The 23,409-nt window shown below is 42.4% G+C and carries 25 protein-coding genes and 2 other annotated features; of the genes, 22 read left to right on the top strand and 3 right to left on the bottom strand.

Annotated features, from left to right (window positions below):
* Positions 1-54: 54 nt before the first annotated feature.
* From polA to BA1_RS04070, 14 genes are all read left to right on the top strand, one after another.
* Positions 55-2,694 (top strand): DNA polymerase I, encoded by a 2,640-nt coding sequence (polA, locus tag BA1_RS04135; protein WP_008356040.1) that lies wholly within the window; start codon positions 55-57, stop codon positions 2,692-2,694.
* Positions 2,695-2,718: 24 nt separating this feature from the next.
* Positions 2,719-3,552 (top strand): DNA-formamidopyrimidine glycosylase, encoded by an 834-nt coding sequence (gene mutM / locus BA1_RS04130; protein ID WP_008356038.1) that lies wholly within the window; start codon positions 2,719-2,721, stop codon positions 3,550-3,552.
* Positions 3,553-3,727: 175 nt separating this feature from the next.
* Positions 3,728-4,360, top strand: coding sequence for a sporulation membrane protein YtaF (gene ytaF / locus BA1_RS04125; RefSeq protein ID WP_008356036.1), 633 nt, complete (start codon positions 3,728-3,730; stop codon positions 4,358-4,360).
* Positions 4,361-4,373: 13 nt separating this feature from the next.
* Entirely contained in the window at positions 4,374-4,979 is a 606-nt protein-coding gene (gene coaE / locus BA1_RS04120) for a dephospho-CoA kinase (RefSeq protein ID WP_008356035.1), read from the top strand.
* A 172-nt stretch (positions 4,980-5,151) separates the two neighbouring features.
* Positions 5,152-6,174 carry a glyceraldehyde-3-phosphate dehydrogenase gene (locus BA1_RS04115; protein ID WP_008356032.1) on the top strand — a complete coding sequence of 341 codons (1,023 nt, stop codon included), beginning with the start codon at positions 5,152-5,154 and terminating at the stop codon, positions 6,172-6,174.
* Between the two features lie 234 nt (positions 6,175-6,408).
* Entirely contained in the window at positions 6,409-6,789 is a 381-nt protein-coding gene (gene speD / locus BA1_RS04110) for an adenosylmethionine decarboxylase (RefSeq protein WP_003216492.1), read from the top strand.
* Positions 6,790-6,973: 184 nt separating this feature from the next.
* Positions 6,974-7,360: a hypothetical protein gene (locus BA1_RS04105; protein WP_008356030.1), complete on the top strand. Its 387-nt coding sequence runs from the start codon at positions 6,974-6,976 to the stop codon at positions 7,358-7,360.
* A gap of 4 nt (positions 7,361-7,364) precedes the next feature.
* Entirely contained in the window at positions 7,365-7,823 is a 459-nt protein-coding gene (gene nrdR, locus BA1_RS04100; RefSeq protein ID WP_003216720.1) for a transcriptional regulator NrdR, read from the top strand.
* Positions 7,824-7,922: 99 nt separating this feature from the next.
* The gene (dnaB, locus tag BA1_RS04095) at positions 7,923-9,347 is read left to right on the top strand and encodes a replicative helicase loading/DNA remodeling protein DnaB (protein ID WP_008356027.1); all 1,425 of its coding nucleotides are present in this window, start codon (positions 7,923-7,925) and stop codon (positions 9,345-9,347) included.
* 17 nt (positions 9,348-9,364) lie between these two features.
* Positions 9,365-10,294, top strand: a complete 930-nt coding sequence (gene dnaI, locus BA1_RS04090; RefSeq protein WP_008356026.1) for a primosomal protein DnaI — start codon at positions 9,365-9,367, stop codon at positions 10,292-10,294.
* Positions 10,295-10,328: 34 nt separating this feature from the next.
* Positions 10,329-10,967, top strand: coding sequence for a TVP38/TMEM64 family protein (locus BA1_RS04085; RefSeq protein WP_008356024.1), 639 nt, complete (start codon positions 10,329-10,331; stop codon positions 10,965-10,967).
* A gap of 60 nt (positions 10,968-11,027) precedes the next feature.
* Positions 11,028-11,897, top strand: a complete 870-nt coding sequence (ytxC, locus tag BA1_RS04080; RefSeq protein ID WP_008356021.1) for a putative sporulation protein YtxC — start codon at positions 11,028-11,030, stop codon at positions 11,895-11,897.
* 43 nt (positions 11,898-11,940) lie between these two features.
* Positions 11,941-12,189: a binding site (T-box leader), on the top strand.
* A gap of 45 nt (positions 12,190-12,234) precedes the next feature.
* Complete coding sequence (thrS, locus tag BA1_RS04075) at positions 12,235-14,175, top strand: threonine--tRNA ligase (protein WP_008356019.1); 1,941 nt, start codon at positions 12,235-12,237, stop codon at positions 14,173-14,175.
* Between the two features lie 172 nt (positions 14,176-14,347).
* Complete coding sequence (locus BA1_RS04070; RefSeq protein ID WP_051009099.1) at positions 14,348-15,268, top strand: methyl-accepting chemotaxis protein; 921 nt, start codon at positions 14,348-14,350, stop codon at positions 15,266-15,268.
* A 55-nt stretch (positions 15,269-15,323) separates the two neighbouring features.
* Here the strand turns inward: BA1_RS04070 and BA1_RS04065 are convergent, their stop codons facing one another.
* Positions 15,324-16,103, bottom strand: coding sequence for an HAD family hydrolase (locus BA1_RS04065; protein WP_008356015.1), 780 nt, complete (start codon positions 16,101-16,103; stop codon positions 15,324-15,326).
* 155 nt (positions 16,104-16,258) lie between these two features.
* On the opposite strand from BA1_RS04065, the gene BA1_RS04060 reads away from it, so the two are divergent.
* From BA1_RS04060 to BA1_RS04040, 5 genes are all read left to right on the top strand, one after another.
* A complete protein-coding gene (locus BA1_RS04060; RefSeq protein WP_008356012.1) occupies positions 16,259-16,441 on the top strand; it encodes a hypothetical protein in 183 nt (60 codons plus the stop codon).
* Positions 16,442-16,671: 230 nt separating this feature from the next.
* Positions 16,672-16,803, top strand: a sequence feature (ribosomal protein L20 leader region).
* 71 nt (positions 16,804-16,874) lie between these two features.
* Positions 16,875-17,390 (top strand): translation initiation factor IF-3, encoded by a 516-nt coding sequence (gene infC, locus BA1_RS04055; protein WP_034738338.1) that lies wholly within the window; start codon positions 16,875-16,877, stop codon positions 17,388-17,390.
* A 24-nt stretch (positions 17,391-17,414) separates the two neighbouring features.
* Positions 17,415-17,615, top strand: coding sequence for a 50S ribosomal protein L35 (gene rpmI, locus BA1_RS04050; protein ID WP_003216324.1), 201 nt, complete (start codon positions 17,415-17,417; stop codon positions 17,613-17,615).
* 31 nt (positions 17,616-17,646) lie between these two features.
* Positions 17,647-18,006, top strand: coding sequence for a 50S ribosomal protein L20 (rplT, locus tag BA1_RS04045; RefSeq protein ID WP_007501659.1), 360 nt, complete (start codon positions 17,647-17,649; stop codon positions 18,004-18,006).
* 62 nt (positions 18,007-18,068) lie between these two features.
* Positions 18,069-18,335 carry a DUF1294 domain-containing protein gene (locus BA1_RS04040; protein ID WP_008356008.1) on the top strand — a complete coding sequence of 89 codons (267 nt, stop codon included), beginning with the start codon at positions 18,069-18,071 and terminating at the stop codon, positions 18,333-18,335.
* Positions 18,336-18,352: 17 nt separating this feature from the next.
* Here the strand turns inward: BA1_RS04040 and BA1_RS04035 are convergent, their stop codons facing one another.
* A complete protein-coding gene (locus tag BA1_RS04035; RefSeq protein ID WP_008356006.1) occupies positions 18,353-18,757 on the bottom strand; it encodes a hypothetical protein in 405 nt (134 codons plus the stop codon).
* A 178-nt stretch (positions 18,758-18,935) separates the two neighbouring features.
* Here BA1_RS04035 and BA1_RS04030 point away from each other — a divergent pair, with 178 nt between their 5' ends.
* The gene (locus BA1_RS04030) at positions 18,936-20,024 is read left to right on the top strand and encodes a M42 family metallopeptidase (RefSeq protein ID WP_008356002.1); all 1,089 of its coding nucleotides are present in this window, start codon (positions 18,936-18,938) and stop codon (positions 20,022-20,024) included.
* 349 nt (positions 20,025-20,373) lie between these two features.
* On the top strand, positions 20,374-22,170 hold the full coding sequence (gene cstA / locus BA1_RS04025; protein ID WP_008356000.1) for a carbon starvation protein CstA: 1,797 nt from the start codon (positions 20,374-20,376) through the stop codon (positions 22,168-22,170).
* Positions 22,171-22,215: 45 nt separating this feature from the next.
* Here cstA and sspI read toward each other — a convergent pair whose 3' ends face one another.
* Positions 22,216-22,437, bottom strand: a complete 222-nt coding sequence (gene sspI / locus BA1_RS04020) for a small acid-soluble spore protein SspI (protein ID WP_008355998.1) — start codon at positions 22,435-22,437, stop codon at positions 22,216-22,218.
* Positions 22,438-22,550: 113 nt separating this feature from the next.
* On the opposite strand from sspI, the gene BA1_RS04015 reads away from it, so the two are divergent.
* On the top strand, positions 22,551-23,294 hold the full coding sequence (locus BA1_RS04015) for a TrmH family RNA methyltransferase (RefSeq protein WP_008355996.1): 744 nt from the start codon (positions 22,551-22,553) through the stop codon (positions 23,292-23,294).
* The last annotated feature ends 115 nt before the right edge of the window (positions 23,295-23,409 follow it).

The raw sequence follows: 23,409 nt of genomic DNA, 5'->3' as shown, positions 1-23,409 counted from the left end.
ATACAATGTGTGAAAGAGACGACTGAGCCGGCTCAGTCGATGGAGGATTAAAACATGACAGATCAAAAGAAATTAGTACTTGTGGATGGAAACAGTCTCGCCTATCGAGCTTTTTTTGCTTTGCCGCTATTATCTAATGATAAAGGCGTACATACGAATGCCATTTACGGCTTTGCGATGATCTTAATGAAGATGCTGGAGGACGAGAAGCCGACTCATATGCTTGTTGCATTTGATGCGGGGAAAACCACCTTTCGTCACGAGACATTTAAGGAATATAAAGGCGGAAGACAAAAAACACCGCCAGAACTATCAGAACAAATGCCGTTCATCCGTGAGCTATTAGATGCATATCAGGTGAAAAGGTATGAGCTGCCGCAATACGAGGCAGATGATATCATCGGTACACTGGCTGTAGAAGCAGAAAAAGACGGCTTTGAGGTCAAAATCTTCTCAGGAGATAAAGACTTAACACAGCTTTCAACAGACCGCACGACGGTAGCCATTACGAAAAAAGGCATCACTGAAGTAGAATACTACACACCGGCCCATATTGAAGAGAAATATGGCCTGCGCCCAGATCAAATCATCGACATGAAAGGACTGATGGGAGATTCATCAGATAATATCCCAGGCGTTCCTGGTGTTGGTGAAAAAACAGCGATCAAATTGTTAAAGCAGTTTGGAACGGTTGAAAATCTACTTGAACATATTGACGAAGTCAGCGGGAAAAAGCTAAAAGAAAAGCTTGAAGAATATAAAGAAAAAGCGGTAATGAGTAAAAAGCTGGCGACGATTCTCGTAGAAGCACCAATTGATGTGTCAAGCAAAGATCTCGCTTATGAAGGCCCTCACATGGAGCAGGTCATCTCCCTTTATAAAGAACTGGGCTTTCAAACGCTGCTAGAGCGTTTAGGAGAAGCGCCAGAATCAGATGAACCAGTTGAAATAGACGAAATAGATGTGAAGAAAATAACAGATGTCACAGAGGACATGCTGACAGATCATGCGGCGCTTGTGGTAGAACAGCTGGGAGACAATTATCACGAAGCAGATTTGATCGGTTTTGCGATCCATAATGAAAACGGTGCGTTTTTTATCACAAAAGAAGATGCTCTTCAATCAGAAGCGTTTAAACAATGGGCGCAAGATGAAACGAAGAAAAAATGGGTCTTTGATTCCAAAAGAGCGGTTGTCGCCCTCAGGTGGCATGGTGTTGATCTAAAAGGTGTCGATAACGACGTCTTGCTCGCTTCCTATGTCGTCAATCCACAGAAATCCTATGAGGACGTGGCAAGTGTGGCGAAGGAATACGGCCTGAATATCGCCCTTTCCGATGAAAAGGTATACGGAAAAGGAGCGAAGCAGGCCATTCCGCCAGAAGATGAGCTCAAAGATCATCTTGGACGGAAAGCAGCGGCGATTTCTGCCCTGCATGATTTGACACTTGAAGCGTTAGAAAAAAATGATCAGCATGAGCTGTATGAAGATTTAGAGTTGCCACTTGCGCTTATCTTAGGTGAAATGGAATCTCTTGGGGTAAAAGTGGATATTGAACGCCTTCAGAAAATGGGTGAAGAACTAACGAAGAAGCTGAAGGAGTATGAAGAAACCATTCACCGTTTAGCGGGAGAAACCTTTAACATCAATTCACCGAAGCAGCTTGGTGTGATTTTATTTGAAAAATTAGGACTGCCGATTATCAAAAAGACCAAAACAGGCTACTCTACGTCTGCGGATGTTCTTGAAAAGCTTGAAGACAAGCACGAAATCATTCGGTCGATTCTGCATTACCGCCAAATTGGCAAGCTGCAATCTACCTATGTCGAAGGCTTAATGAAAGTGACGCGCAAAGATACCCATAAAGTCCATACAAGATTTAATCAGGCGCTTACACAAACAGGAAGACTAAGCTCTACAGACCCAAATCTTCAAAACATCCCGATTCGGTTAGAAGAAGGCCGAAAGATTCGACAAGCATTTATCCCGTCAAAAGAGGGCTGGCTTATGTTTGCAGCGGATTATTCGCAAATCGAGCTGCGTGTACTTGCGCACATTTCTCAAGACGAGAACTTGATTGAAGCCTTTACGCAGGATATGGATATTCACACGAAAACAGCCATGGATGTGTTCCATGTCTCGGAAGAAGAAGTGACTTCCTCTATGAGAAGACAAGCCAAAGCTGTCAACTTCGGAATTGTGTATGGAATTAGTGATTATGGCCTTTCTCAAAACCTTGGAATTACAAGAAAAGAAGCAGCCGCCTTTATTGAACGCTATTTAACAAGCTTTAAAGGCGTCAAAACATATATGGAAGAGATCGTGCAGGAAGCAAAACAAAAAGGCTATGTCACGACGCTTCTCAAACGCAGACGATATATCCCGGATATCACAAGCCGTAATTTTAATATCAAAAGCTTTGCGGAAAGAACGGCAATGAACACACCAATTCAAGGCAGTGCCGCAGATATCATTAAAAAAGCAATGATTGATATGGTGCGAAAGCTAAAAGAAGAAAACTTGCAGGCAAATCTTTTATTGCAGGTGCACGATGAACTGATTTTCGAAGCACCGAAAGAAGAAATCGCCATACTAGAAAAAATTGTCCCTGAAGTGATGGAAAACACACTTCACCTCGATGTGCCGCTAAAAGTCGATTTTGCTTCAGGCCCATCTTGGTACGACGCTAAATAAAGAGAGAACAAAGGAGCGAGGAGCATGCCGGAATTACCAGAAGTTGAAACCGTCCGGCGAACTCTCAAGCGGTTAGTCAAAGGAAAAACGATTGAAACGGTCGATATCAAATGGCCAAATATCATCAAACGTCCTGGGGAACCGGAAGAGTTCGCTAGAAGGATGGCAGGAGAAACCATTCAAACCATTGAAAGAAGAGGGAAGTTCCTACTCTTTCATTTAGACCACTATGTGATGGTCTCCCATTTAAGGATGGAAGGGAAATACCGTGTACATGAAGCAAATGATCCTTATGATAAACATGTACACGTCGTCTTTACGTTTACAGATGGGACCGAGCTTCGGTATCATGATGTACGCAAATTTGGCACAATGCATCTCTTTCATCCAGGGGAGGAAGAAAAAGAACTTCCGCTGTCTCAGCTCGGATATGAGCCTTTTTCAGACGCATTTACACCAGCATATCTATGGGAGCAATTGAAGAAAACCTCCCGCGTGGTCAAAACAGCTTTACTTGATCAAAAGATTGTTGTAGGACTTGGTAATATTTATGTGGATGAAGTCCTATTTAAGGCAGGCATTCACCCAGAAACAAAAGCAAATCAGCTAAGCCTTGAATCATGCAAGGTGCTCCACAAACATATCATCGACACGCTTCAAGTCGCAGTTGATGCGGGAGGAAGCACCATTCGCTCTTACATCAATTCACAGGGCGATATTGGCACATTTCAAATGCAGCTTCTTGTATATGACCGGCGGGGAGAGCCGTGCCAGACATGTGGAAGTATCATCGAGAAAACAGTTGTTGGAGGGCGAGGCACTCATTTTTGCGTGACCTGCCAAAAACGTCCTCAATAAAGGTAAGCCCATCAGCATGCTTCCTTTTTGCCATGCATACGATAAAAAACATTCTTTTTTCAGCGAGGTGTAGACTGACACACAGCCCACCTGCTCTTCATATAGTGAAGAAGAGTCTAAGGACGCCTAGAGACTCTTGATCATCGTTGCATGAACAGAAAGGAAGAGTTCAGGTATGATTTCGTTTTCGCTTCTGTTTTTAGCTATTGCAGTCAGCATTGACAGCTTTTCTGTAGGCTTTACGTATGGTCTTCGCAAAATGAGGATTCCATTTAAAGCCATTGTCATTATTGCCTGTTGTTCAGGAATTGTGCTGCTGATTTCCATGCTGATTGGGAACCTCTTGACGACATTCCTCCCTGTCTCAGTGACCGATAAGCTTGGCGGAGGAATCTTGATTGCGATTGGGCTTTGGGTGTTGTATCAATTTTACAAACCAGCGAAAGAACGTGACTTGCTTCTTCATGAAAGAACACTCGTCAATGTAGAAGTGCAGTCGCTCGGTCTTGTCATTCAAATTTTACGAAAGCCGACAAGTGCAGATATTGACCGCTCTGGTACGATCAATGGGATAGAAGCGGTGCTCCTTGGGATTGCTTTATCTATTGATGCATTCGGAGCAGGGATCGGCGCAGCGATTCTAGGGTTTTCTCCAATTGTGATGAGTATAACGGTTGCGGTCATGAGTTCACTTTTTGTATGTATCGGGATTCGTGCCGGACATTACTTGGCAAATTGGCGCTGGATCGATAAGCTTGCATGCTTACCAGGGTTTTTGCTTATTCTCATTGGTGTATGGAAGCTGTAAAGGAGGAAATCAATTGACGCTTGTCATTGGATTAACAGGCGGGATTGCTAGTGGAAAAAGCACAGTCTCGCAGATGATAAAAGAGAAGGGCATCCGCGTGGTGGATGCAGATGTCATTGCAAAAGAAGTCGTTTCTAAAGGAACGAAGGCCCTTCATCAAATCGTTCAAACCTTCGGTGAGGAAGTCCTCCTGCCAAATGGTGAATTGAACCGGCAGCAGCTTGGAGCAATCATTTTTTCTGACGAAGAGAAAAGAAAACAGCTCAATGCCATCGTTCATCCAGAGGTCAGAAAGGAAATGCTCAAGCAGCGAGATGAAGGGATCAATCAGCAAGAAACATTTGTTGTGCTCGATATCCCGCTGTTATTTGAGAGCAAGCTGGAGGGGCTGGTCGACCGCATCATCGTTGTGTACACGACGCCTGAATTGCAGCTATCAAGGCTCATGAATCGCAACGGCCTTAGCGAGGAAGAAGCGCTGAACCGCATTCACTCCCAGCTGCCTCTTGAGGAGAAATGCCAAAAAGCAGACCGCGTGATAGATAACACAAAAGATCTCGCTTTTATGAGAAAGCAATTACAGAACATATTAAACGAATGGGAACATACAGATAAGTAAGAGTACATACACGTACTCTTCTTTTTTTATGCTTTTTTGTCATTTCCTTTGAAAAGAACAGCCCTTTTTCGAAAATGTACGTTTATATACTGGTAATTACATTCTAATGTGATATACTAATTTCGTGAATGAATTTATTAAGTATAACACATAATAGAGGAGTGACCTGTTCATGAAGGTAAAAGCAGCGATCAATGGGTTTGGCAGAATTGGACGCATGGTCTTCAGAAAAGCAATGCTTGACGATCAAATTCAAATTGTAGCGGTGAACGCAAGCTATCCTGCCGAAACACTAGCACATTTAATCAAATATGACACAAATCATGGACGCTACGAATGTGATGTGACAGCAGAAGATGACGCTTTGATTGTCAATGGAAAAAGAGTGCTTTTGCTCAATAACAGAGATCCAAAGCAGCTTCCATGGGGAGAGCTTGGAATTGATATCGTCATAGAAGCAACTGGGAAATTTAATTCAAAAGATCAAGCGATGAGTCATATAGATGCCGGAGCGAAAAAGGTCGTGTTAACAGCTCCAGGTAAAAATGAAGACATTACAATTGTGATGGGTGTCAATGAGGATGATCTTGATCCTGAAAAGCACGTCATTATTTCAAATGCATCCTGTACAACAAACTGTTTAGCTCCAGTTGTCAAGCTGTTAGATGATGAATTTGGCATCGACAACGGCTTAATGACAACGGTTCATGCTTATACAAATGATCAAAAAAATATCGACAACCCGCACAAGGATTTGCGCCGAGCAAGAGCATGTGCTCAGTCCATCATTCCTACAACGACGGGTGCCGCTAAAGCGCTTTCTTTAGTGCTTCCTCATATGAAAGGGAAATTGCATGGACTTGCGCTACGCGTCCCAGTCTCAAATGTGTCGATGGTCGATCTTGTGGTCGACTTGAAAAAAGATGTGACAGCAGAAGAGGTAAATGCTGCCTTCGCAACTGCATCAAAAACATCTCTTGCTGGCATTTTAGACTACACGGAAGAACCGCTTGTCTCCACAGACTTTAACACAAACCCTTATTCAGCTGTCGTTGATGGACTTACAACGATGGTGATGGAAGGTAGAAAAGTGAAAGTTCTTGCATGGTACGACAATGAATGGGGCTATTCATGCAGGGTGGTCGATCTTGTGAAGTTTGTTGGGGCACAGATGAAAGAGCTGTCTGCTGTTTGAAATGAAGAAGACGAACGTCCCTTTTCAAGAAATGAGAGAAAATCCCACTAAAAACACAGCTTGCAAAATGGGTCTAAACAAAGTATACTATTTTTCGTGAACTTCTTGTTCGCAGACTCATTCGGGTATACTTAAAGGGTTAGGACCTCTTAGGACTAACTTTCCCCCGTGGTATATGTCCGGTCCGGCTGCTTAGAACTTCACTCTTTCATTCTTGTTTAAGGGGGGTCCATGATGGAAACAATCGGACGTCACGTTATCTCTGAATTATGGGGATGCGACTGTGATAAACTGAACGACATGGATTTTATTGAAAAAACATTTGTAAATGCAGCTTTGAAATCAGGAGCTGAAGTAAGAGAGGTTGCTTTTCACAAATTTGCACCTCAAGGAGTAAGTGGAGTTGTCATTATTTCTGAATCTCATCTGACAATTCACAGCTTTCCTGAACATGGTTATGCGAGCATAGATGTTTATACTTGCGGCGATCTAGATCCGAATATTGCAGCAGATCATATCGGAGATGAACTAGGTGCTGAAACAAGAGAAAACATCGAAATTCCTCGAGGCATGGGACCTGTACAAGTGAAACAGGCGCAAGCCAAAGCACTGTAAACATAAAAAAGATTGCAATGGGAGCTGGCCAAAAGCATTAAATGCCTTTGTGTTATGCTCCTTTTTATATTTGTTTCATACACAGCATCCAACATTCTCCAACCTGACTATACTTTTGTTCTAGGAAAACAAAGGTTTTTTTTATAAAATAAAGAAGAGGGTTAAAGACAAAGGGGATACGTGTATGACTTTAGGACAAAAGCTAAAACGATTCATTTCCAATCATACGGAAACATCTGACCATCATCCGGTGTCAGAGCTGAAAAGCCATTACTACAAATCGACAAATACACAAGTTTTTCAAGCGGTGGAAGCCATTCTTTCCCGCAACGAATCCTATCAAGTGACATCTGTTTCAGCAGAACGAGGTGAAATCAGCGCAAACATACGAACGCCGAAAAAAGCCTTTCTCGTGGCGACTGTCATTTCAATTCGTCCTTTTGAAACAGCTGTCGATTTTAATGTGACAACAGAAACGGCCCTGCCAACAGACTTTGGCTTTAGTCAAAAGGCAGTTTTGTCCCTTTATAAAGAACTAGACAAACAACTTCCAAGAATAGATCGGAGCTGATGAAATGAAATGTCCCACATGTCAGCACCTTGGTACAAGGGTGCTTGATTCAAGACCAGTAGATGAAGGGAAATCCATCCGTCGCAGAAGAGAGTGCGAAAGCTGCCAATATCGCTTTACGACGTTTGAAAAATTAGAAGAATTGCCGCTGATTGTGGTGAAAAAAGAAGGAATCCGAGAAGAATTCAGCCGGGAAAAGATGCTAAGAGGACTGATCAAAGCGTGTGAAAAGCGCCCTGTCGCTTTAAAACAGCTGGAAGATGTCTGCTTTAACATTGAAAAGGAATTGCGTAATCAAGGCATGTCAGAGGTGAAAAGCGAGCTTGTCGGTGAAATGGTGATGGACGAGCTGGCGAAAATTGATGAAGTGTCTTACGTCAGGTTTGCCTCGGTTTATCGTCAGTTTAAAGATATCAATGTCTTTATTGATGAATTAAAAGATTTATTAAAGAAAGAACGCTAAAAAAGAGCTGAAGATTCTTCATGCTCTTTTTCCTGCGTAAAGCGTAAAACGCAAAAAGAGTGTACAATGGAAACAACCGCATTAAGGGAGGATCAGCATATGACAGAGCATTGGAAGGAAGTGCTAGCCGTCGATCCGTATGTCGTCAAAAGCGCTTCATTGCTCGGTGACATCGATAGACAGCTCATCACTCTTTTATATCAGCCGCTTATTGGCATGTCCGCTTTCAGTTTATACATGACGCTGTGGGGAGAGCTGGAACAAAATCGGATATGGGGTAAACCCGCACCTCATCGGCAGCTCATGGTCATGCTGCAAACGAATTTAAATGATATTTTTGAAGAGCGCTTAAAGCTTGAAGCGATCGGCTTACTCCGCACATATGAACAGGAAACGAAAGAGGGCAGACTGTTTACATATGAGCTTGTGCCGCCGCTAAGACCGGATGAGTTTTTCCAAGACGGTATGCTGAATGTCCTTTTGTATCATCGGGTAGAGAAAGCAAAATATATGCAGCTTCGTGATTATTTTTCTTATCCAAGTGTTCCTGCTGATGCAAAGAACATTTCACGATCGTTTGAAGAAGTGTTTCACGTATTGCAGCCGGGAGAGCGCAAGATGACAGAGGAAATCAATCAGGCGTCATCGCTTGACGAGGGCTACGAATATGTGACCGTCGGATCTAGTCAGTCTGCGCCGCTTTCAGATGAATCCTTTGATTTTGATCTGTTATTAGCAGGTATGTCAGACATGATGATCCCAAGAAAGGCTTTGACAAAGCAAGTGAAAGAGACAATTAAGAAGTTAGCTGTCGTATATGGCATTACGCCGCTGCAAATGCAAAATATTGTCGCAGGCGCCTGTGGGCCGGATCAGATGATTTCAACTGAAGATCTACGAAAAGCAGCGAGAGACTGGTACCAAATCGAATACAGAGGCGAACAGCCGAAGCTGATTGATCAAAAACAGCCAAGGCATTTACGACACGATGCCGCGCAGCATAAAGAGGCAGATACGCCTGATGCGACATTGATTGAAAAGCTGGATCATATTTCGCCTAGAGAGCTTTTGAAAGATATGGCAGATGGCATTGAGCCGACGTATGCAGACTTAAGAATTGTTGAAGATATTATGCTTGAGCAGAAGCTAGAGCCTGGGGTCATGAATGTCTTGATCTACTATACACTGCTGAAAACGGATATGAAGCTGTCCAAAACCTATATGCAAAAAATCGCCGCTCATTGGGTGCGAAAGAAAATCAAAACCGTTGCAGCTGCTATGAAAATTGCCAAAGAAGAGAACAGACAAATGACAGAGTGGGCGCAGCAGAAAAAGCAGCGAAACTCGTATGGATCAGGGAAAGTCATCCGAGAGGAGAAACTGCCTGACTGGATGAAAGAAACTGAAACGAAAGAACAGCCTGCAAAAGAACAGACGGATCGTTTGTCTACAGAGGACCTTGAACGAGAAAAAGAAAAATTGTTAAATCAGTTTAATAATATGAAAAAGTACAATGCACATTAATGTGAGGTGAGATGGAGATGAAACCGATCGGTCGTTCATTTGAACAACTAAAAGGACGAGTAGATTTTCGCGTGAGATACAATCAGATTAAAGAAAGTGTATTGTCTGATGAAGATGTGAAGGCCTTTTTAAAAGAGCACAAGGAAGAGATACAAGAAGACATGATTAATCGCAGCTTAAACAGGCTCTTTGAATATGTTCAGCAATCAAAGGGCTGTTCTTACTGCTTAGAGGACGAGAATGTAAATGCCATTTTAGACGGATATCACCCGAAACTTGTGATCAAAGGTCAGAGCATTGATATTGAATATTCCCCTTGTCCTGTCAAACTGCGGCTCGATCGACAGAAAAAACAGCAAGAACTCATGAAAAGCATGTACATTCCGCAGAATGTTCTTCAAGCGACGTTTGCTGATTTGAATGTTGTGGGAAGACAAGAGGTCATTCAAAAAGTAGGTCAATTCCTGCAAAGCTATGATGAGACTGGTAAGGGCAAAGGCCTTTATTTACACGGAAAGTTTGGGGTAGGAAAAACATTTATTCTAGCAGCGATTGCACAGCAGCTAGCGGTAAAAGAATATCCATCTCTCCTTGTCTATGTGCCTGAATTTGTGAGAGAGTTAAAAAATTCATTAGCCGATCATACTCTCGAAGAGAAGCTGAATATGGTCAAATCAACACCGATTTTAATGCTTGATGATATTGGAGCAGAGTCGATGACGAGCTGGGTAAGAGATGAACTTTTAGGAACGATCTTGCAATACCGCATGGCAGAGCAGCTCCCGACTTTCTTCTCTTCTAATTTCTCACCGAGTGACTTGAAGCATCACTTTACGTACTCGCAGCGCGGGGAAAAAGAAGAGGTCAAAGCAGCTCGTTTAATGGAACGGATTCTTTATTTAGCCGAGCCAGTTTTGCTTGAAGGAGAAAATCGCCGTCATTTATAAAAGGATGCGTTACGTGAGGGGGGGAGCGGATGAGATGAACAAAAGAAAATGGCTGCTTATTCTCGTCATCGGCGTTCTGGCTGCTGCGCTATGGTGGCTGAACAAACAGCATCTTCAGCTGTCGCCGAAAGATGTGAAAAATTGGATTCTTCAATTTGGGCTGCTGGCCCCGTTTGTTTTTCTTTTCTTATCACTTTTTCGTCCGTTTGTGCTTGTCCCTCTCACCGTCTTTTCACTAGCAGCAGGTTTGGCGTTTGGCAGTGTCCTTGGGACCATTTATGCCCTCGTCGGTGCTACAGCTGGCGCAACGGGGTCTTTCCTGCTTGCTTCCACCTTCCGTTCAAACAAGCAAGAAACGAAATCAAGCAGCCGGAAGCTAAAGGCGGTGACGTCCCGTATTCAAGAGCATGGGTTTCTTTATATTTTGTTATTGCGCATTGCTCCAATTCATTTTGATTTTGTCAGCTATGCGGCAGCAGCTTCACATGCGAATTATCGTGCATTTACGGCCGCTACCTTTTTAGGACTAATACCGGGCACAGTTGCGTTGAATGTTCTCGGGTCAAGCTTTGTGAGTGGCAATTATGCCGCCTTAGCGATTGTTTGTTTGATTTATTTGATCTTTATCTCTGTTCCACTCATTTTAAAAAGAAAGATGCCTGATTTATTTTAGGCGTCTATTTTTGATGTTCTCCCCATATATATGTAACAGATGTCGTTAGGGGGGACAAACATGCTTGAAATAATCTTTGAAGATGAATATGATACCGCCGCTTTTTTACACCTTGCTGAACACTTGGACAGTCGGCATCACATCTCGATTCAACAGGGGAAAGACCGGCTTCTCATAGAGGCGAAGAAATCAGGAGAAGCACTTGAGCACGTTGTGCGGCCTTTACTGGTTCACTTTTTTTTAGAATGCAAAGAAAATGAGCGCATGCGCAGCATCCTTGAAAACACATACTTATTTAAAGATCCCGAAGAGCAGCACCAAATTCTTTCGATCGCCCATAGCATCATGAAAGGGGATATAGAGGATATTCCTGGGATTCATCAAGACCCGTCAAGGGAAGCCCTGTTAAAAAAGGAGCTAGAGACGATCTCTTTACAGCAAGGTATTTTTTCAATTGGTTCATTTATGACATTTAGGCTCGCAGAGTATGATCAAAGGCTAAAGAATTATGTAGAAGTGTCCATTGAGGAATACAAAATGGAACAAGAATACCAAAACTTTATTCAATCCCTTCGAGACTATGTGATGGCAAGAGAACCTAAGCTTGAGAAAGTACATGTTGTACATGAGGACCGTCTGGTGATTTGGGAATTTCGCTACGCTTCTGAACGTGATCAAAAACAATACATAGACAGACAGTTTGTAAGAGAGCATCCAATGTATATTGATTCGCAGCTGATTGCACCGCTTGTATCCATCGCTCCACAAAAAATTGACCTATTTACAAATGATACAGGTCATTCAATGGTACAAACCATTCAAAATATTTTTCAAGAAAGAGTCGAGGTCTTCCCGCCTCATTCGTTTCAGGAGCAGAATGTTCAATTTGTTCATGACCATTTGGAAAAGAAAAGTGAAAAGCTTTCTTGATTTTCACGAAAAAACGTTTTATAATACGGTGTAACTTCATACAGAGACCGTATTGATAAGGACATGAACAAATGAACACCCGCTTAAAGAGAGGGAAGCCGCGGCTGAAAGCTTCCTAGCTGAGGACCATTTGCTTTACCACCTTTGAACATCAGCTGTGAACTTTTTTAGTAATAGCTGACGGGAATTCCCGTTATCGAACCACAAGCCGTATTTGCTTTTGACAAAGCAAGCTGCAAATACGGGAAAAAGGGTGGAACCACGATTCCGTTTATTCAACCTCGTCCCTTTCCAGGGGGCGGGGTTTTTATATTGCCAAAAAAAGGAGTGACCAGAGATGTCAGAACAAATTCAACTTACATTTCCAGATGGAGCAGTCAAGGAGTTTGACAAAACAGCAACAACAGAAGACATCGCGGCATCAATTAGCCCGGGCCTAAAGAAAAAAGCGCTTGCCGGTAAATTGAACGGCAAAGAAATAGATCTGCGTACGCCGCTATTAGAAAGTGGAACAATTGAGATCATCACAGATAAAAGTGAAGAAGCCCTCGATATTATGCGTCACAGCACAGCCCATTTGCTGGCACAAGCGATCAAACGCATTTATGGAAAAGAGCATCACGTCCAGTTTGGCGTAGGCCCTGTGATTGAAAATGGCTTCTACTACGATGTCGATATCGATGTTGCCATTACACCTGAAGATTTACCAAAGATTGAAAAAGAAATGAAGAAAATCATTAACAGCAACCTGCCGATTGAGCGTGTTGAAGTATCTAGAGAAGAAGCGAAAGCACGTTTTGAAGCAATTGGCGATGAATTGAAGCTCGAGCTGTTAGAGGCGATTCCAGAAGGCGAAACTGTCACAATTTATGAGCAGGGTGAATTCTTTGACCTATGCCGCGGCATTCACTTGCCGTCTACAGGAAAAATCAAAGAGTTCAAGCTGTTAAGCCTTGCAGGTGCATACTGGAGAGGTGACAGTAACAATCAAATGCTGCAGCGTATTTACGGAACAGCTTTCTTTAATAAAGAAGATTTAAATGAACATTTACGTCTACTTGAAGAAGCAAAAGAACGCGATCACCGTAAACTTGGGAAAGAACTGAAGCTGTTTGCGAACTCTCAAAAGGTAGGTCAAGGCCTTCCGCTCTGGCTGCCAAAAGGGGCAACCATCCGCCGCGTGATTGAGCGCTACATTGTTGATAAGGAAGTACGCCTTGGTTATGAACATGTGTATACACCTGTTTTAGCGAGTGTAGAATTATATAAAACATCAGGCCACTGGGCGCATTATCAAGAAGATATGTTCCCAGTCATGGAAATGGACAACGAAGATCTTGTCCTTCGTCCAATGAACTGCCCGCACCATATGATGATTTATAAAAATGAACCGCACAGCTATCGCGAATTGCCAATTCGGATTGCAGAGCTTGGGACAATGCACCGCTATGAAATGTCAGGTGCTTTATCTGGCCTTCAGCGTGTTCGCGGCATGACATTAAACGATGCACATATCTTCGTTCGTCCAGATCAAATCAAAGACGAGTTCATCCGTACAGTTCGTTTAATTGAAGAAGTGTATCAAGACTTCGGCTTAAATGATTACACATTCCGCTTATCTTATCGTGATCCAGAGGATACAGAAAAGTATTTCGATGATGATGCCATGTGGAATAAAGCACAGTCCATGCTGAAAGATGCAATGGACGAGCTTGGACATGACTACTATGAAGCAGAAGGCGAAGCGGCATTTTATGGACCGAAGCTTGATGTACAAGTGAAGACAGCTCTTGGGAAAGAAGAGACGCTGTCCACTGTACAGCTTGATTTCTTACTTCCAGAGCGCTTCGATCTCACATATATCGGAGAAGATGGGAAGCACCATCGTCCAGTGGTGATTCATAGAGGGGTCGTGTCCACAATGGAGCGCTTTGTTGCCTTCTTAATTGAAGAATACAAAGGAGCTCTTCCAACATGGCTGGCACCTGTACAATTCCAAGTCATCCCGGTTTCACCGTCTGTTCATCTAGACTACGCGAAAAAAGTGCAAGAACGTTTGCAGCTTGAAGGTCTGCGTGTAGAGCTTGACAGCCGTGATGAAAAAATTGGATACAAAATTAGAGAAGCGCAAATGCAAAAGATTCCGTACATGCTGGTTGTCGGTGATCAAGAAGCAGAAAATGGCGCAGTCAATGTAAGAAAATACGGTGAACAAGATTCAGAAACAATGGACCTTGAAGCTTTTGTGAAACATGCAGTAGCAGAAGCGAAAAAATAATCTTTTCAAACAATGCAGCCGGTGATCTCTTTCCTTTGAGATCACTGGTTTTTTCTTATGGAAAAAAATTCTCCTCTGGTGATCCAGATGTTTGAATGATACGTTTAGATAGTACGAAAGTACGGGTAAGTATGTACTATTGGTGAGAGAAGAAAATGGGGGAATGAAAGAGATGGTTCAAACAACAAACGTATTATCATCACAAGTATTGGAACAGTCAGCCGTTCTTGGTGCATTAGAGCATTCACTAGCAATGATTGAATTTGATGTGACGGGTGAGGTGCTATGGGTCAATGATATTTTCGCAAAAGCCATGGGCTATTCTAAGGAAGAAATGATTGGTTTAAAACATAGACAATTTTGTCCTCCGCATATGGCAGAGCACACAAGTTATCAAATGTTTTGGAAGCGTTTAAAGGATGGTCGCGTTTTCCAGGAAAAGGTGCAGCGGATCACTAAGTACGGTGACACCTTATGGCTTGAAGCGACGTATACACCAGTCCTCAATGACGAGGGGAACGTCGTAGCTGTTGTGAAAGTGGCAACAGATATTACAGAGAGAGAAAACTCAATGAAGCAGGTCGTAAAAGATTTAAAGGACATGTCTGCGAAATTAATGGAGCGGGCAGAAATTGGTATTCAGCATAGTCAAAGTGTCAATGCTTCTTTTGAACATATCGCCAATGAAACAGATCAAAACATGAGCTTACTAGAAGGCTTAACAGAGCAGGTTGAGTCGATCAGCTCAATTGCGACGACCATTCACAGCATTGCTTCCCAAACGCAGCTGCTCGCACTGAATGCAGCTATAGAAGCTGCACATGCGGGCTCCTATGGAAATGGCTTTAGTGTGGTGGCGGCGGAAATTCGAAAGCTTGCGACAGATTCAAAGGAAGCAATCGTAAAAGTGGATCGATATGTGAAAGCAATTCATATAGAAGTAGAAAAGGTCAGCAGCGGAACGAGCCGGGCAAAAACGAGTGTGTTTACAAACCGGGATCTTGTGAAGCAGGCAAGCGAAGAATTCATCAATGTAGGAGAAGCAGCCCGCGGCTTAGATCGTCAAGCACAGAGTCTAGCGGACATTGTGTAACCGAGAGACCAAAAACACCCTATCTCGTCTGGAGAAGGGTGTTTTCTCTTTGAATCTACTTTAATATATCAAACAATTCATGTAAGTCTTTAATTTCATAATCTGGCGTCACATCTGTTTCATTCTTCTTGCCGTGGCGGTTGATCCAAACGGTTTGGATGCCAACGCGAGATGCTCCGAGAATATCTGTTTTTGGATTATCTCCTACCATAATGACGTCATCTTTTGTGAGATTTAACAGCTGGAGGCAGTGCTCAAAGATGCCAGGGTCAGGCTTGCCTTTCCCATAATCTCCTGAAATCACAATTTCATTAAAATAAGGCGCAAGCTCTGGTACACCTGCAAGCTTTTCCTTTTGAAGACTAGGGTCTCCATTTGTTAATAGGAGTAGTTCATATCTGCCTTTCAGGCGGTCTAAAACAGGATACGTTTCTTCATAGACATACGGGCGTTTTCTCCGTTCTGCTGCAAAGAAATCAGCCAAGTATTGTCCAAATGCCTCATCGTCAATTCCCGCCTTTTTTAAGCCGTTCGTCCAAGCGTTTTTACGATACTCTGGTGCAAGGGCGTTCAACTTTTGAAAGCCTTCGCTAATCGGTTCACTAAAATTTGACCACAGTCCTTCAAAAGGATTAATACCGATCATGACAGTATAATCATATGTTTCATAGGAAGAGTACAGCTTTCTTGCTTCTTCACGTACAATCTGCTCAAATGTTTCTGAATCAAGTCCATATTTCTTTTCCGCTTCCCGGCATGTTTCTTGAAAAGTCGTCTGAATGCTTTTTTCATCCCAAAGCAAAGTGTCATCTAAATCGAAAAATACGGCTTTCATGATCTTCTCCCTTGTTATGTATGTAGTTACCTTCAATTGCATGTGACAGGCTCATGTTCATTTTACAATAGAAGGAGAGGGCAATAAAGAAAAGATTTGAGAGAGATGTGAGCATTGACTGCTCATGACTATTGACATCAACTGAGGTGGCTGGTTTGCTTCATTTCATTTTGATGATGATCGAGCATGTGGGGATCATCGTTATTTTAGGTTTTGTGCTTGCGCATGTGAAGGGCTTTCGCAATCTACTGCTTCACAACCAAGGGTTTCGGAAAAAGGACATCCTTTTTTTATTTTTGCTTCTTTTAGTAACAACAGGCAGCACTGTTTGGTGTTGAGATGGAGTTATCATTATTCTGCTGTTTGCAAAGCCTTTTGCTGATGATTGGGGGCTTGTGAGCGTGATTGTCATCCCAATCTTTCTGCAATTGCTTCTTTGATGACATCATGGTTTAAAAAAATCTTGCTCAAATCGTTTCATCATGCTAAAATGAAAAAGTTGTTTCAAGAGTTCGGTTACTTGACGGACAAATGAAAATTGTGTAAAATAATTAACGAATTGAATAGATATCACAAGCAGAAGCACCCGCTTCTCACCTGATTGACACATGCTTGTAGTTGACAGGTTGACCGTACATTTATTTTTTCATGCAAATGTTCGCAGTGTGGGTGTTTTATATGCCCACACTTTTTGTTTGCCTGTAAAACATACAACGAAATGGTCAAAATGAGTTGTGAACTCAATTCAAAATCTCATGGAGGTGGCTCACTATTAGCAAAGATCAATTAGTTAATGAAGGTATTCGTGCGCGTGAAGTTCGTTTGATCGGACAAAATGGCGATCAGCTGGGGATTAAATCCCGCCAGGAAGCTCTGGAAATTGCTGCTAAAGCTAATCTTGACCTTGTGTTAGTTGCTGCAAATGCAAAACCACCTGTTTGCCGAATCATGGACTACGGTAAGTTCCGATTCGAACAGCAGAAGAAGGAAAAAGAGGCACGTAAGAATCAGAAAATCATTAGCTTAAAAGAAGTTCGGTTGAGCCCGACAATCGATGAACATGACTTTAACACGAAGCTCCGTAATGCCATCAAATTCCTTGAAAAGGGAGATAAAGTGAAAGCTTCTATCCGCTTTAAAGGGCGTGCGATTACGCATAAAGAAATCGGACAGCGCGTGTTAGACCGTTTCTCTGAAGCTTGCGCTGAAGTAGCAACAGTAGAAACAAAACCTAAGATGGACGGACGTAGCATGTTCCTCATGCTTGCACCAAAAGTCGAAAAGTAAAGTAACAGAGGGAGGAAACATCCAATGCCAAAAATGAAAACTCACCGCGGATCTGCTAAACGCTTCAAAAAAACAGGTTCTGGTAAACTTAAACGTTCTCATGCGTACACAAGTCACTTGTTCGCTAACAAATCTACAAAGCAAAAACGTAAATTGCGTAAGAGCGCAATCGTAAGTGCTGGAGATTTCAAACGTATCAAACAACAACTTGCAAACATCAAGTAATTTGGAATAGGAATCATAGGAGGGAAATACAATGCCAAGAGTAAAAGGCGGAACTGTGTCGCGTCAGCGTCGTAAAAAGGTTCTTAAATTAGCAAAAGGTTATTTCGGTTCAAAACATAGATTATACAAAGTAGCAAACCAACAGGTCATGAAATCTGGAAACTACGCTTTCCGTGACCGTCGTCAGAAAAAACGTGACTTCCGTAAACTATGGATCACTCGTATCAATGCTGCAGCTCGTATGAACGGTCTTTCTTACAGCCGTTTAATGCATGGCTTAAAGCTTTCTGGTATCGAAGTCAACCGCAAAATGCTTGCTGACCTTGCTGTGAATGACCTAAACGCATTCAATCAGCTTGCTGATGCTGCAAAAGCACAACTAGACAAGTAAGTCATATAAAAGATCATTCCGTCGAGGAGTGATCTTTTTTCTCATCATGTGAGGTGAAAGAAATGAACATCGCTCTGATCGTGCTGCTCATCTTGGTGAATGTCTATGGTTTTTTTCTCATGGGAGAAGATAAACGCCGGGCAAAAGCGCATAAATGGAGAATATCAGAAGCGCACTTATGGAGTACCGCAGTGCTTTTTGGTGCTGCTGGGTCGTTTCTTGGCATGCAGTATTTCCGTCATAAAACAAAGCATCCTGCCTTTCAAATCGGCATGCCTGTTCTAATTGTTGTTCAATTGGTCATATTAGGATATTTGAATTTCATCTGAAAAAGGAGCAGACGCCATCAAGACGGCGTGTCTGCTCCTTTTTTTTGTTTGATTTTTTTGATGGGCTGATCCCAATCAATTTTGGTCTGAGGATATCGTTCGATGATGTTCTCCTCAAGTTTTTCAAAGTCTTCTAATGTGAACTCATTTAGCTTCTCAGGTGACTCCGTCCAAACGTAAATGGAGTGGACAAACAGAGGATGATCCTTAGAAGGAATGTGCTTTTCCCCTTCAAACAAGACACCTTTATAGACGAAATTAAAATTTTTGCGGGCATTTTGCTGTTCGTCCATAAAATAAAAGCCTTCTTTTAATTGTGCTTGTTTCAGCTTTCTTCTCGGGTTTGAGAAGAATTTTACCGCCATGTAGAAAATATAGACAAGCAGTGCAACAAGAGCAAGTCTAATGAGGATAACAAACATGACAGGATGCACCTCCAATACCGTTATCTGATGTACTACGAATGAAAAGGCCAAAAGGTTTCAACTTTTTTAAAAAAATATTTCGTTAAACGAAAAAATATTCATAAAAAGATCGTATTGAACGAATGAGGTTTTGTATAATAAGAATGCACCATGAAGATAAAGGAGGATGAACGGAATGACAAAACTAGATCAAACATTAACTATGCTGAAAGACCTAACGGATGCAAAAGGGATTCCAGGAAATGAACGTGATGTCAAAAAAGTCATGCAGACATACATAGAAACATATGCAGATGAAATTTCTACAGACCGCCTTGGCAGCTTCATCGCTAAGAAGGAAGGAAATGCAAATGGGCCTAAAATCATGCTCGCTGGTCACTTAGATGAAGTAGGATTCATGGTGACAAAAATTGATGACAAAGGCTATATTCGTTTTCAAACGGTCGGTGGCTGGTGGTCACAGGTCATGCTGGCACAGCGTGTCACCATTGTGACGAAAAAAGGGGACATCACAGGTGTGATTGGTTCCAAACCGCCACATGTCTTATCACCAGAAGCCCGCAAAAAAACAATTGAAATTACTGATATGTTTATTGATATTGGGGCTTCAAGCAAAGAACAGGCGATGGAGTGGGGCGTGCTGCCTGGAGATCAAATTGTTCCTTACTTTGAGTTTACGGTCATGAATGATGAAAAAATGCTCCTTGCAAAAGCATGGGACAATCGTATCGGCTGTGCAGTGGCGATTGATGTCATGAAGAATTTACATGGTGCTCAGCATGAAAATATCGCTTACAGTGTGGCAACTGTTCAAGAGGAAGTAGGCCTGCGCGGAGCCAAAACGGCTGCTGCCGCGATCCAGCCTGATATTGGATTTGCCATTGATGTTGGTGTAGCAGGAGATACGCCAGGCATCACTGAAAAAGAAGCAACGAGCAAACTTGGCAAAGGACCAACGATTGTCGTATTTGATGCTTCTATGATTTCTCATAAAGGACTTCGCGATTTTGTTGTCCAGACAGCGGATGAATTGAACATCCCTTATCAATATGATTCAGTGCCTGGCGGGGGGACAGATGCTGGGGGTATCCATTTAACAGGTCATGGTGTTCCATCACTATCCATCGGGATTCCAAGCAGGTATATTCATACCCATGCAGCAATGATTCACCGAGATGATTATGAAAATGCAGTGAAGCTTTTAACAGAAGTTATCAAAAGACTTGATCAAAAAACTGTCGAACAAATTACGTATGGTTCTTAATAGAAAAGCCTTTCCTCAGTGTAGAGGAAAGGCTTTTTTGCACCATTGAATTTCCCAGGAAATGAATCGTTTTTAATTTGTATCAAAAGAACTATTTTTAGCGGATGAAGAGAGAATTTTCTAGTTAATAAGGCACATGTGATCCATCTTTTATTTTTGTAAGATGAAATCAATAAAAAGGACAGAGCTTAGAGATCGCTCTGTCAAAAGAGAGTTTATGGAAGTAGGTGAAGCTTATTTAAGATTAAATCAATTATTCCTATTTGTCAACTTGGTTTTAAAGGAAAGAAAAAATCAATCAATTTATGTTATATTTGTAACAAATTGTTTTCAAAAAGGGGATGGTTGAATGAATGCGGTTACAATTGTTATAGGGTCTATGTGTATTTTAGCGATTGCGTATCGTCTCTATGGCACATTTATGATGGTGAAGGTATTAAAGGTCACAGACGATCATCCTACACCGGCCCATACGCTAGAGGATGGTAAAGATTATGTGCCAACAAATAAATGGGTCACATTTGGACATCACTTTGCTGCAATTGCCGCTGCCGGTCCATTAGTTGGTCCGATTTTAGCCGCACAATTTGGGTATTTACCTGGTCTCCTTTGGCTTTTAATTGGGGCAGTTATTGGGGGAGCTGTACATGACCTTGTCGTGTTATTTGCTTCGATGCGAAAAAAGGGGAAATCACTATCAGAGGTTGCGAAAGAAGAGCTAGGACCTGTTGCAGGATTTTGTACAGGGCTTGCGATGCTATTTATTATTACGATTACGATGGCAGGACTGTCCATGGTTGTGCTTCATGCTTTAGAACGAAATCCTTGGGGAACATTTGCGGTCGGAATCACGATTCCAATTGCGATGGGGGTCGGTCTTTATTATAAAAAGACCGGCAATTTAAAGCTGGCTACATCTGCAGGATTTATTTTGCTGATGCTTGGTGTATTCCTTGGACCAAATATTCAAGGAACAGCACTTGGTGATCTTTTAACCCTTGATACAAAAACACTCGCTCTCGCCCTGCCGATCTATGCATTTTTTGCTGCGGCCTTGCCGGTGTGGCTGCTTTTGGCACCAAGAGACTATTTAAGCAGTTTTATGAAAATTGGTGTGTTCATCGCTCTCATTGCCGGGATCTTTGTGGTCAATCCAACGATTCAATTTCCGGCGTTTACAGAGTTTGTGAATGGAGGAGGGCCTGTTTTAGCTGGTCCTGTCTGGCCATTTATTTCCATCACGATTGCCTGCGGCGCGATTTCCGGTTTTCACGCATTTGTTGGCTCAGGGACAACGCCTAAAATGCTGGATCGCTGGAGTGATATGAAGCCTGTAGCGTTTGGCGCAATGCTGGTAGAATGCTTGGTTGGGATCATGGCATTAATTGCTGCGACTGCCCTGCATCCAGGAGATTATTTTGCGATTAACAGTACACCTGAAATGTTCCGAACGCTTGGTATGAGTGTCGAGAACCTTCCGCAGCTAAGTAAAGAGATTGGCCTTGATTTAGAAGGAAGAACAGGTGGAGCCGTTACATTAGCTGTAGGGATGGCATACATCTTTACGGGAATTCCGTTCTTTAGTCATTTGGCATCTTATTTCTTCCAATTCGTTATTATGTTTGAAGCTGTCTTTATTTTAACGGCGATTGACGCGGGAACCCGTGTCGCGCGATATTTAATCCAAGACTTCTTTGGAGAAGCCTATAAACCGCTGAAACGAAATGACTGGGTCCCAGGATCTGTCTTTGCAAGCGCACTTGCTTGTTTTATGTGGGGCTACTTGCTTTACTCTGGAGACATTGGGTCCATTTGGGCACTCTTTGGGGTTTCAAACCAATTAATGGCTTCGGTCGGCTTAATCATTGGGGCGACAGTTGTGCTGAAAATTGCGGATAAAAGGCGGTATATGCTCACTTGTCTTATTCCGCTTGCTTACTTATATGTGACGGTAAATTATGCGGGTTATTGGATGGTTGCGAATGTCTATCTCAATCCTGAAGCATCTGGCTACAGCGTGCTGAATGCGGTTCTGTCTATCATCATGCTGATCTTAGGTTTTGTCATTATTGTGTTCGCTATTAAAAAATGGGTCGAGATCTGGCGTGATCCAGCTCTTCGAATGGAAACGCCGATCACTGGCTAAATGAACAAAGCCGGTTTGCTTATCTATCAGCAAACCGGCTTCTTTTTATTGCTGCTGGTGAGGCTTTAAGCCTTGCTCTAATGTTTCAAGGATTTCATTTTTTTCGTCCTCTGATGCCTCTTGCCATAATACTTCGAACAAAACGCCAAGACCAGGGAGCATTTTTTCCTCGCCACTTTGAATCGCATCTAAAATCGTATGCTCAAGCTGCTCTTGATTATGGCCAGTAATGTTTTGAATGACTGCACCTCTTAAATTAAAATCCATTGCCCACACTCCTTTTTTGATGGTAATAGCCCTATTCTGTCTCAAAGACAGGTTTATTATGTAGTGTGCATGAGATATAATACATTCATGATATTTAAAGGAGTTAAAGTCGCTTGAAATATATAGAATCTGCTAAAAACACAAACATTAAACAATGGAAAAAGCTCCATACAAAAAAAGAACGAACGAAAACAGGGCTGTTTCTCGTTGAAGGAAAACACTTAGTAGAAGAAGCATTAAAGTGCGGGGTTGTGAAAGAGTTAATGGTCACAGCGCCTGACATGCTCCCTGCTGACACCCAGCCTGACATTGAGCTGTATGAATTAAGTGAAGAGGCTTTTGCTGCGATGACAGAAACGGAAACACCTCAGCATATCGCAGCGGTTTGCACACTTCCCGAGTTTAAAGAAAAGAAGTATGAGCGAATTCTTCTGTTAGATGCGGTGCAGGACCCTGGGAATTTAGGCACACTGATCCGGACAGCAGATGCCGCTGGTCTTGATGCTGTGATCTTAGGGGATGGAACCGTTGATGCGTTTAACGGAAAAACGCTCCGTTCAGCACAAGGCTCACATTTTCATCTGCCTATCTTAAAGCAAACACTTCAACAGGCGATTCCAGTATTTAAAGAGCAGGGCATACCAGTGTACGGAAGCGCCTTAAAGGATGCAAAAGAGTACAGACACATAGCGGCAGAAGGTCCGTTTGCGTTAATTGTTGGCAACGAGGGAGCAGGCATTGATCCAGAGATCCTTCAAATGACAGATCAGAATTTATATGTTCCGATGTATGGGCAAGCAGAATCCTTAAATGTTGCCGTCGCAGCCGCTGTTCTTGTCTACCATTTGCGTGGATAGTGTTGCATCATGCACTATTTTTCACTATAATAAAACTAATATTTTAAAAACCATGATAGAGGAAGATTGTTTCAAGGAGCGTCCTTATAGGGAGAATGCATCGTAGACTGAAAGT

Origin of the sequence: Bacillus xiamenensis (genome assembly GCF_000300535.1) — a bacterium.
GTDB lineage: Bacteria > Bacillota > Bacilli > Bacillales > Bacillaceae > Bacillus > Bacillus xiamenensis.
The sequence above is the reverse complement of the archived record's forward strand: the minus strand, read 5'-3'. Positions and strand labels throughout refer to the sequence as shown.

Excerpts from the sequence above, each read along its gene's own strand:
- BA1_RS04070 (WP_051009099.1), top strand. The coding sequence starts at position 14,348 with ATGGTTCAAACAACAAACGTATTATCATCACAAGTATTGGAACAGTCA.
- BA1_RS04085 (WP_008356024.1), top strand. The coding sequence starts at position 10,329 with ATGAACAAAAGAAAATGGCTGCTTATTCTCGTCATCGGCGTTCTGGCT.
- BA1_RS04035 (WP_008356006.1), bottom strand. The coding sequence starts at position 18,757 with ATGTTTGTTATCCTCATTAGACTTGCTCTTGTTGCACTGCTTGTCTAT.
- ytaF (WP_008356036.1), top strand. The coding sequence starts at position 3,728 with ATGATTTCGTTTTCGCTTCTGTTTTTAGCTATTGCAGTCAGCATTGAC.
- BA1_RS04105 (WP_008356030.1), top strand. The coding sequence starts at position 6,974 with ATGACTTTAGGACAAAAGCTAAAACGATTCATTTCCAATCATACGGAA.
- thrS (WP_008356019.1), top strand. The coding sequence starts at position 12,235 with ATGTCAGAACAAATTCAACTTACATTTCCAGATGGAGCAGTCAAGGAG.
- cstA (WP_008356000.1), top strand. The coding sequence starts at position 20,374 with ATGAATGCGGTTACAATTGTTATAGGGTCTATGTGTATTTTAGCGATT.
- dnaI (WP_008356026.1), top strand. The coding sequence starts at position 9,365 with ATGAAACCGATCGGTCGTTCATTTGAACAACTAAAAGGACGAGTAGAT.
- rplT (WP_007501659.1), top strand. The coding sequence starts at position 17,647 with ATGCCAAGAGTAAAAGGCGGAACTGTGTCGCGTCAGCGTCGTAAAAAG.
- BA1_RS04065 (WP_008356015.1), bottom strand. The coding sequence starts at position 16,103 with ATGAAAGCCGTATTTTTCGATTTAGATGACACTTTGCTTTGGGATGAA.
- speD (WP_003216492.1), top strand. The coding sequence starts at position 6,409 with ATGGAAACAATCGGACGTCACGTTATCTCTGAATTATGGGGATGCGAC.
- rpmI (WP_003216324.1), top strand. The coding sequence starts at position 17,415 with ATGCCAAAAATGAAAACTCACCGCGGATCTGCTAAACGCTTCAAAAAA.
- dnaB (WP_008356027.1), top strand. The coding sequence starts at position 7,923 with ATGACAGAGCATTGGAAGGAAGTGCTAGCCGTCGATCCGTATGTCGTC.
- BA1_RS04030 (WP_008356002.1), top strand. The coding sequence starts at position 18,936 with ATGACAAAACTAGATCAAACATTAACTATGCTGAAAGACCTAACGGAT.
- polA (WP_008356040.1), top strand. The coding sequence starts at position 55 with ATGACAGATCAAAAGAAATTAGTACTTGTGGATGGAAACAGTCTCGCC.
- ytxC (WP_008356021.1), top strand. The coding sequence starts at position 11,028 with ATGCTTGAAATAATCTTTGAAGATGAATATGATACCGCCGCTTTTTTA.
- BA1_RS04115 (WP_008356032.1), top strand. The coding sequence starts at position 5,152 with ATGAAGGTAAAAGCAGCGATCAATGGGTTTGGCAGAATTGGACGCATG.
- nrdR (WP_003216720.1), top strand. The coding sequence starts at position 7,365 with ATGAAATGTCCCACATGTCAGCACCTTGGTACAAGGGTGCTTGATTCA.
- BA1_RS04040 (WP_008356008.1), top strand. The coding sequence starts at position 18,069 with ATGAACATCGCTCTGATCGTGCTGCTCATCTTGGTGAATGTCTATGGT.
- sspI (WP_008355998.1), bottom strand. The coding sequence starts at position 22,437 with ATGGATTTTAATTTAAGAGGTGCAGTCATTCAAAACATTACTGGCCAT.
- mutM (WP_008356038.1), top strand. The coding sequence starts at position 2,719 with ATGCCGGAATTACCAGAAGTTGAAACCGTCCGGCGAACTCTCAAGCGG.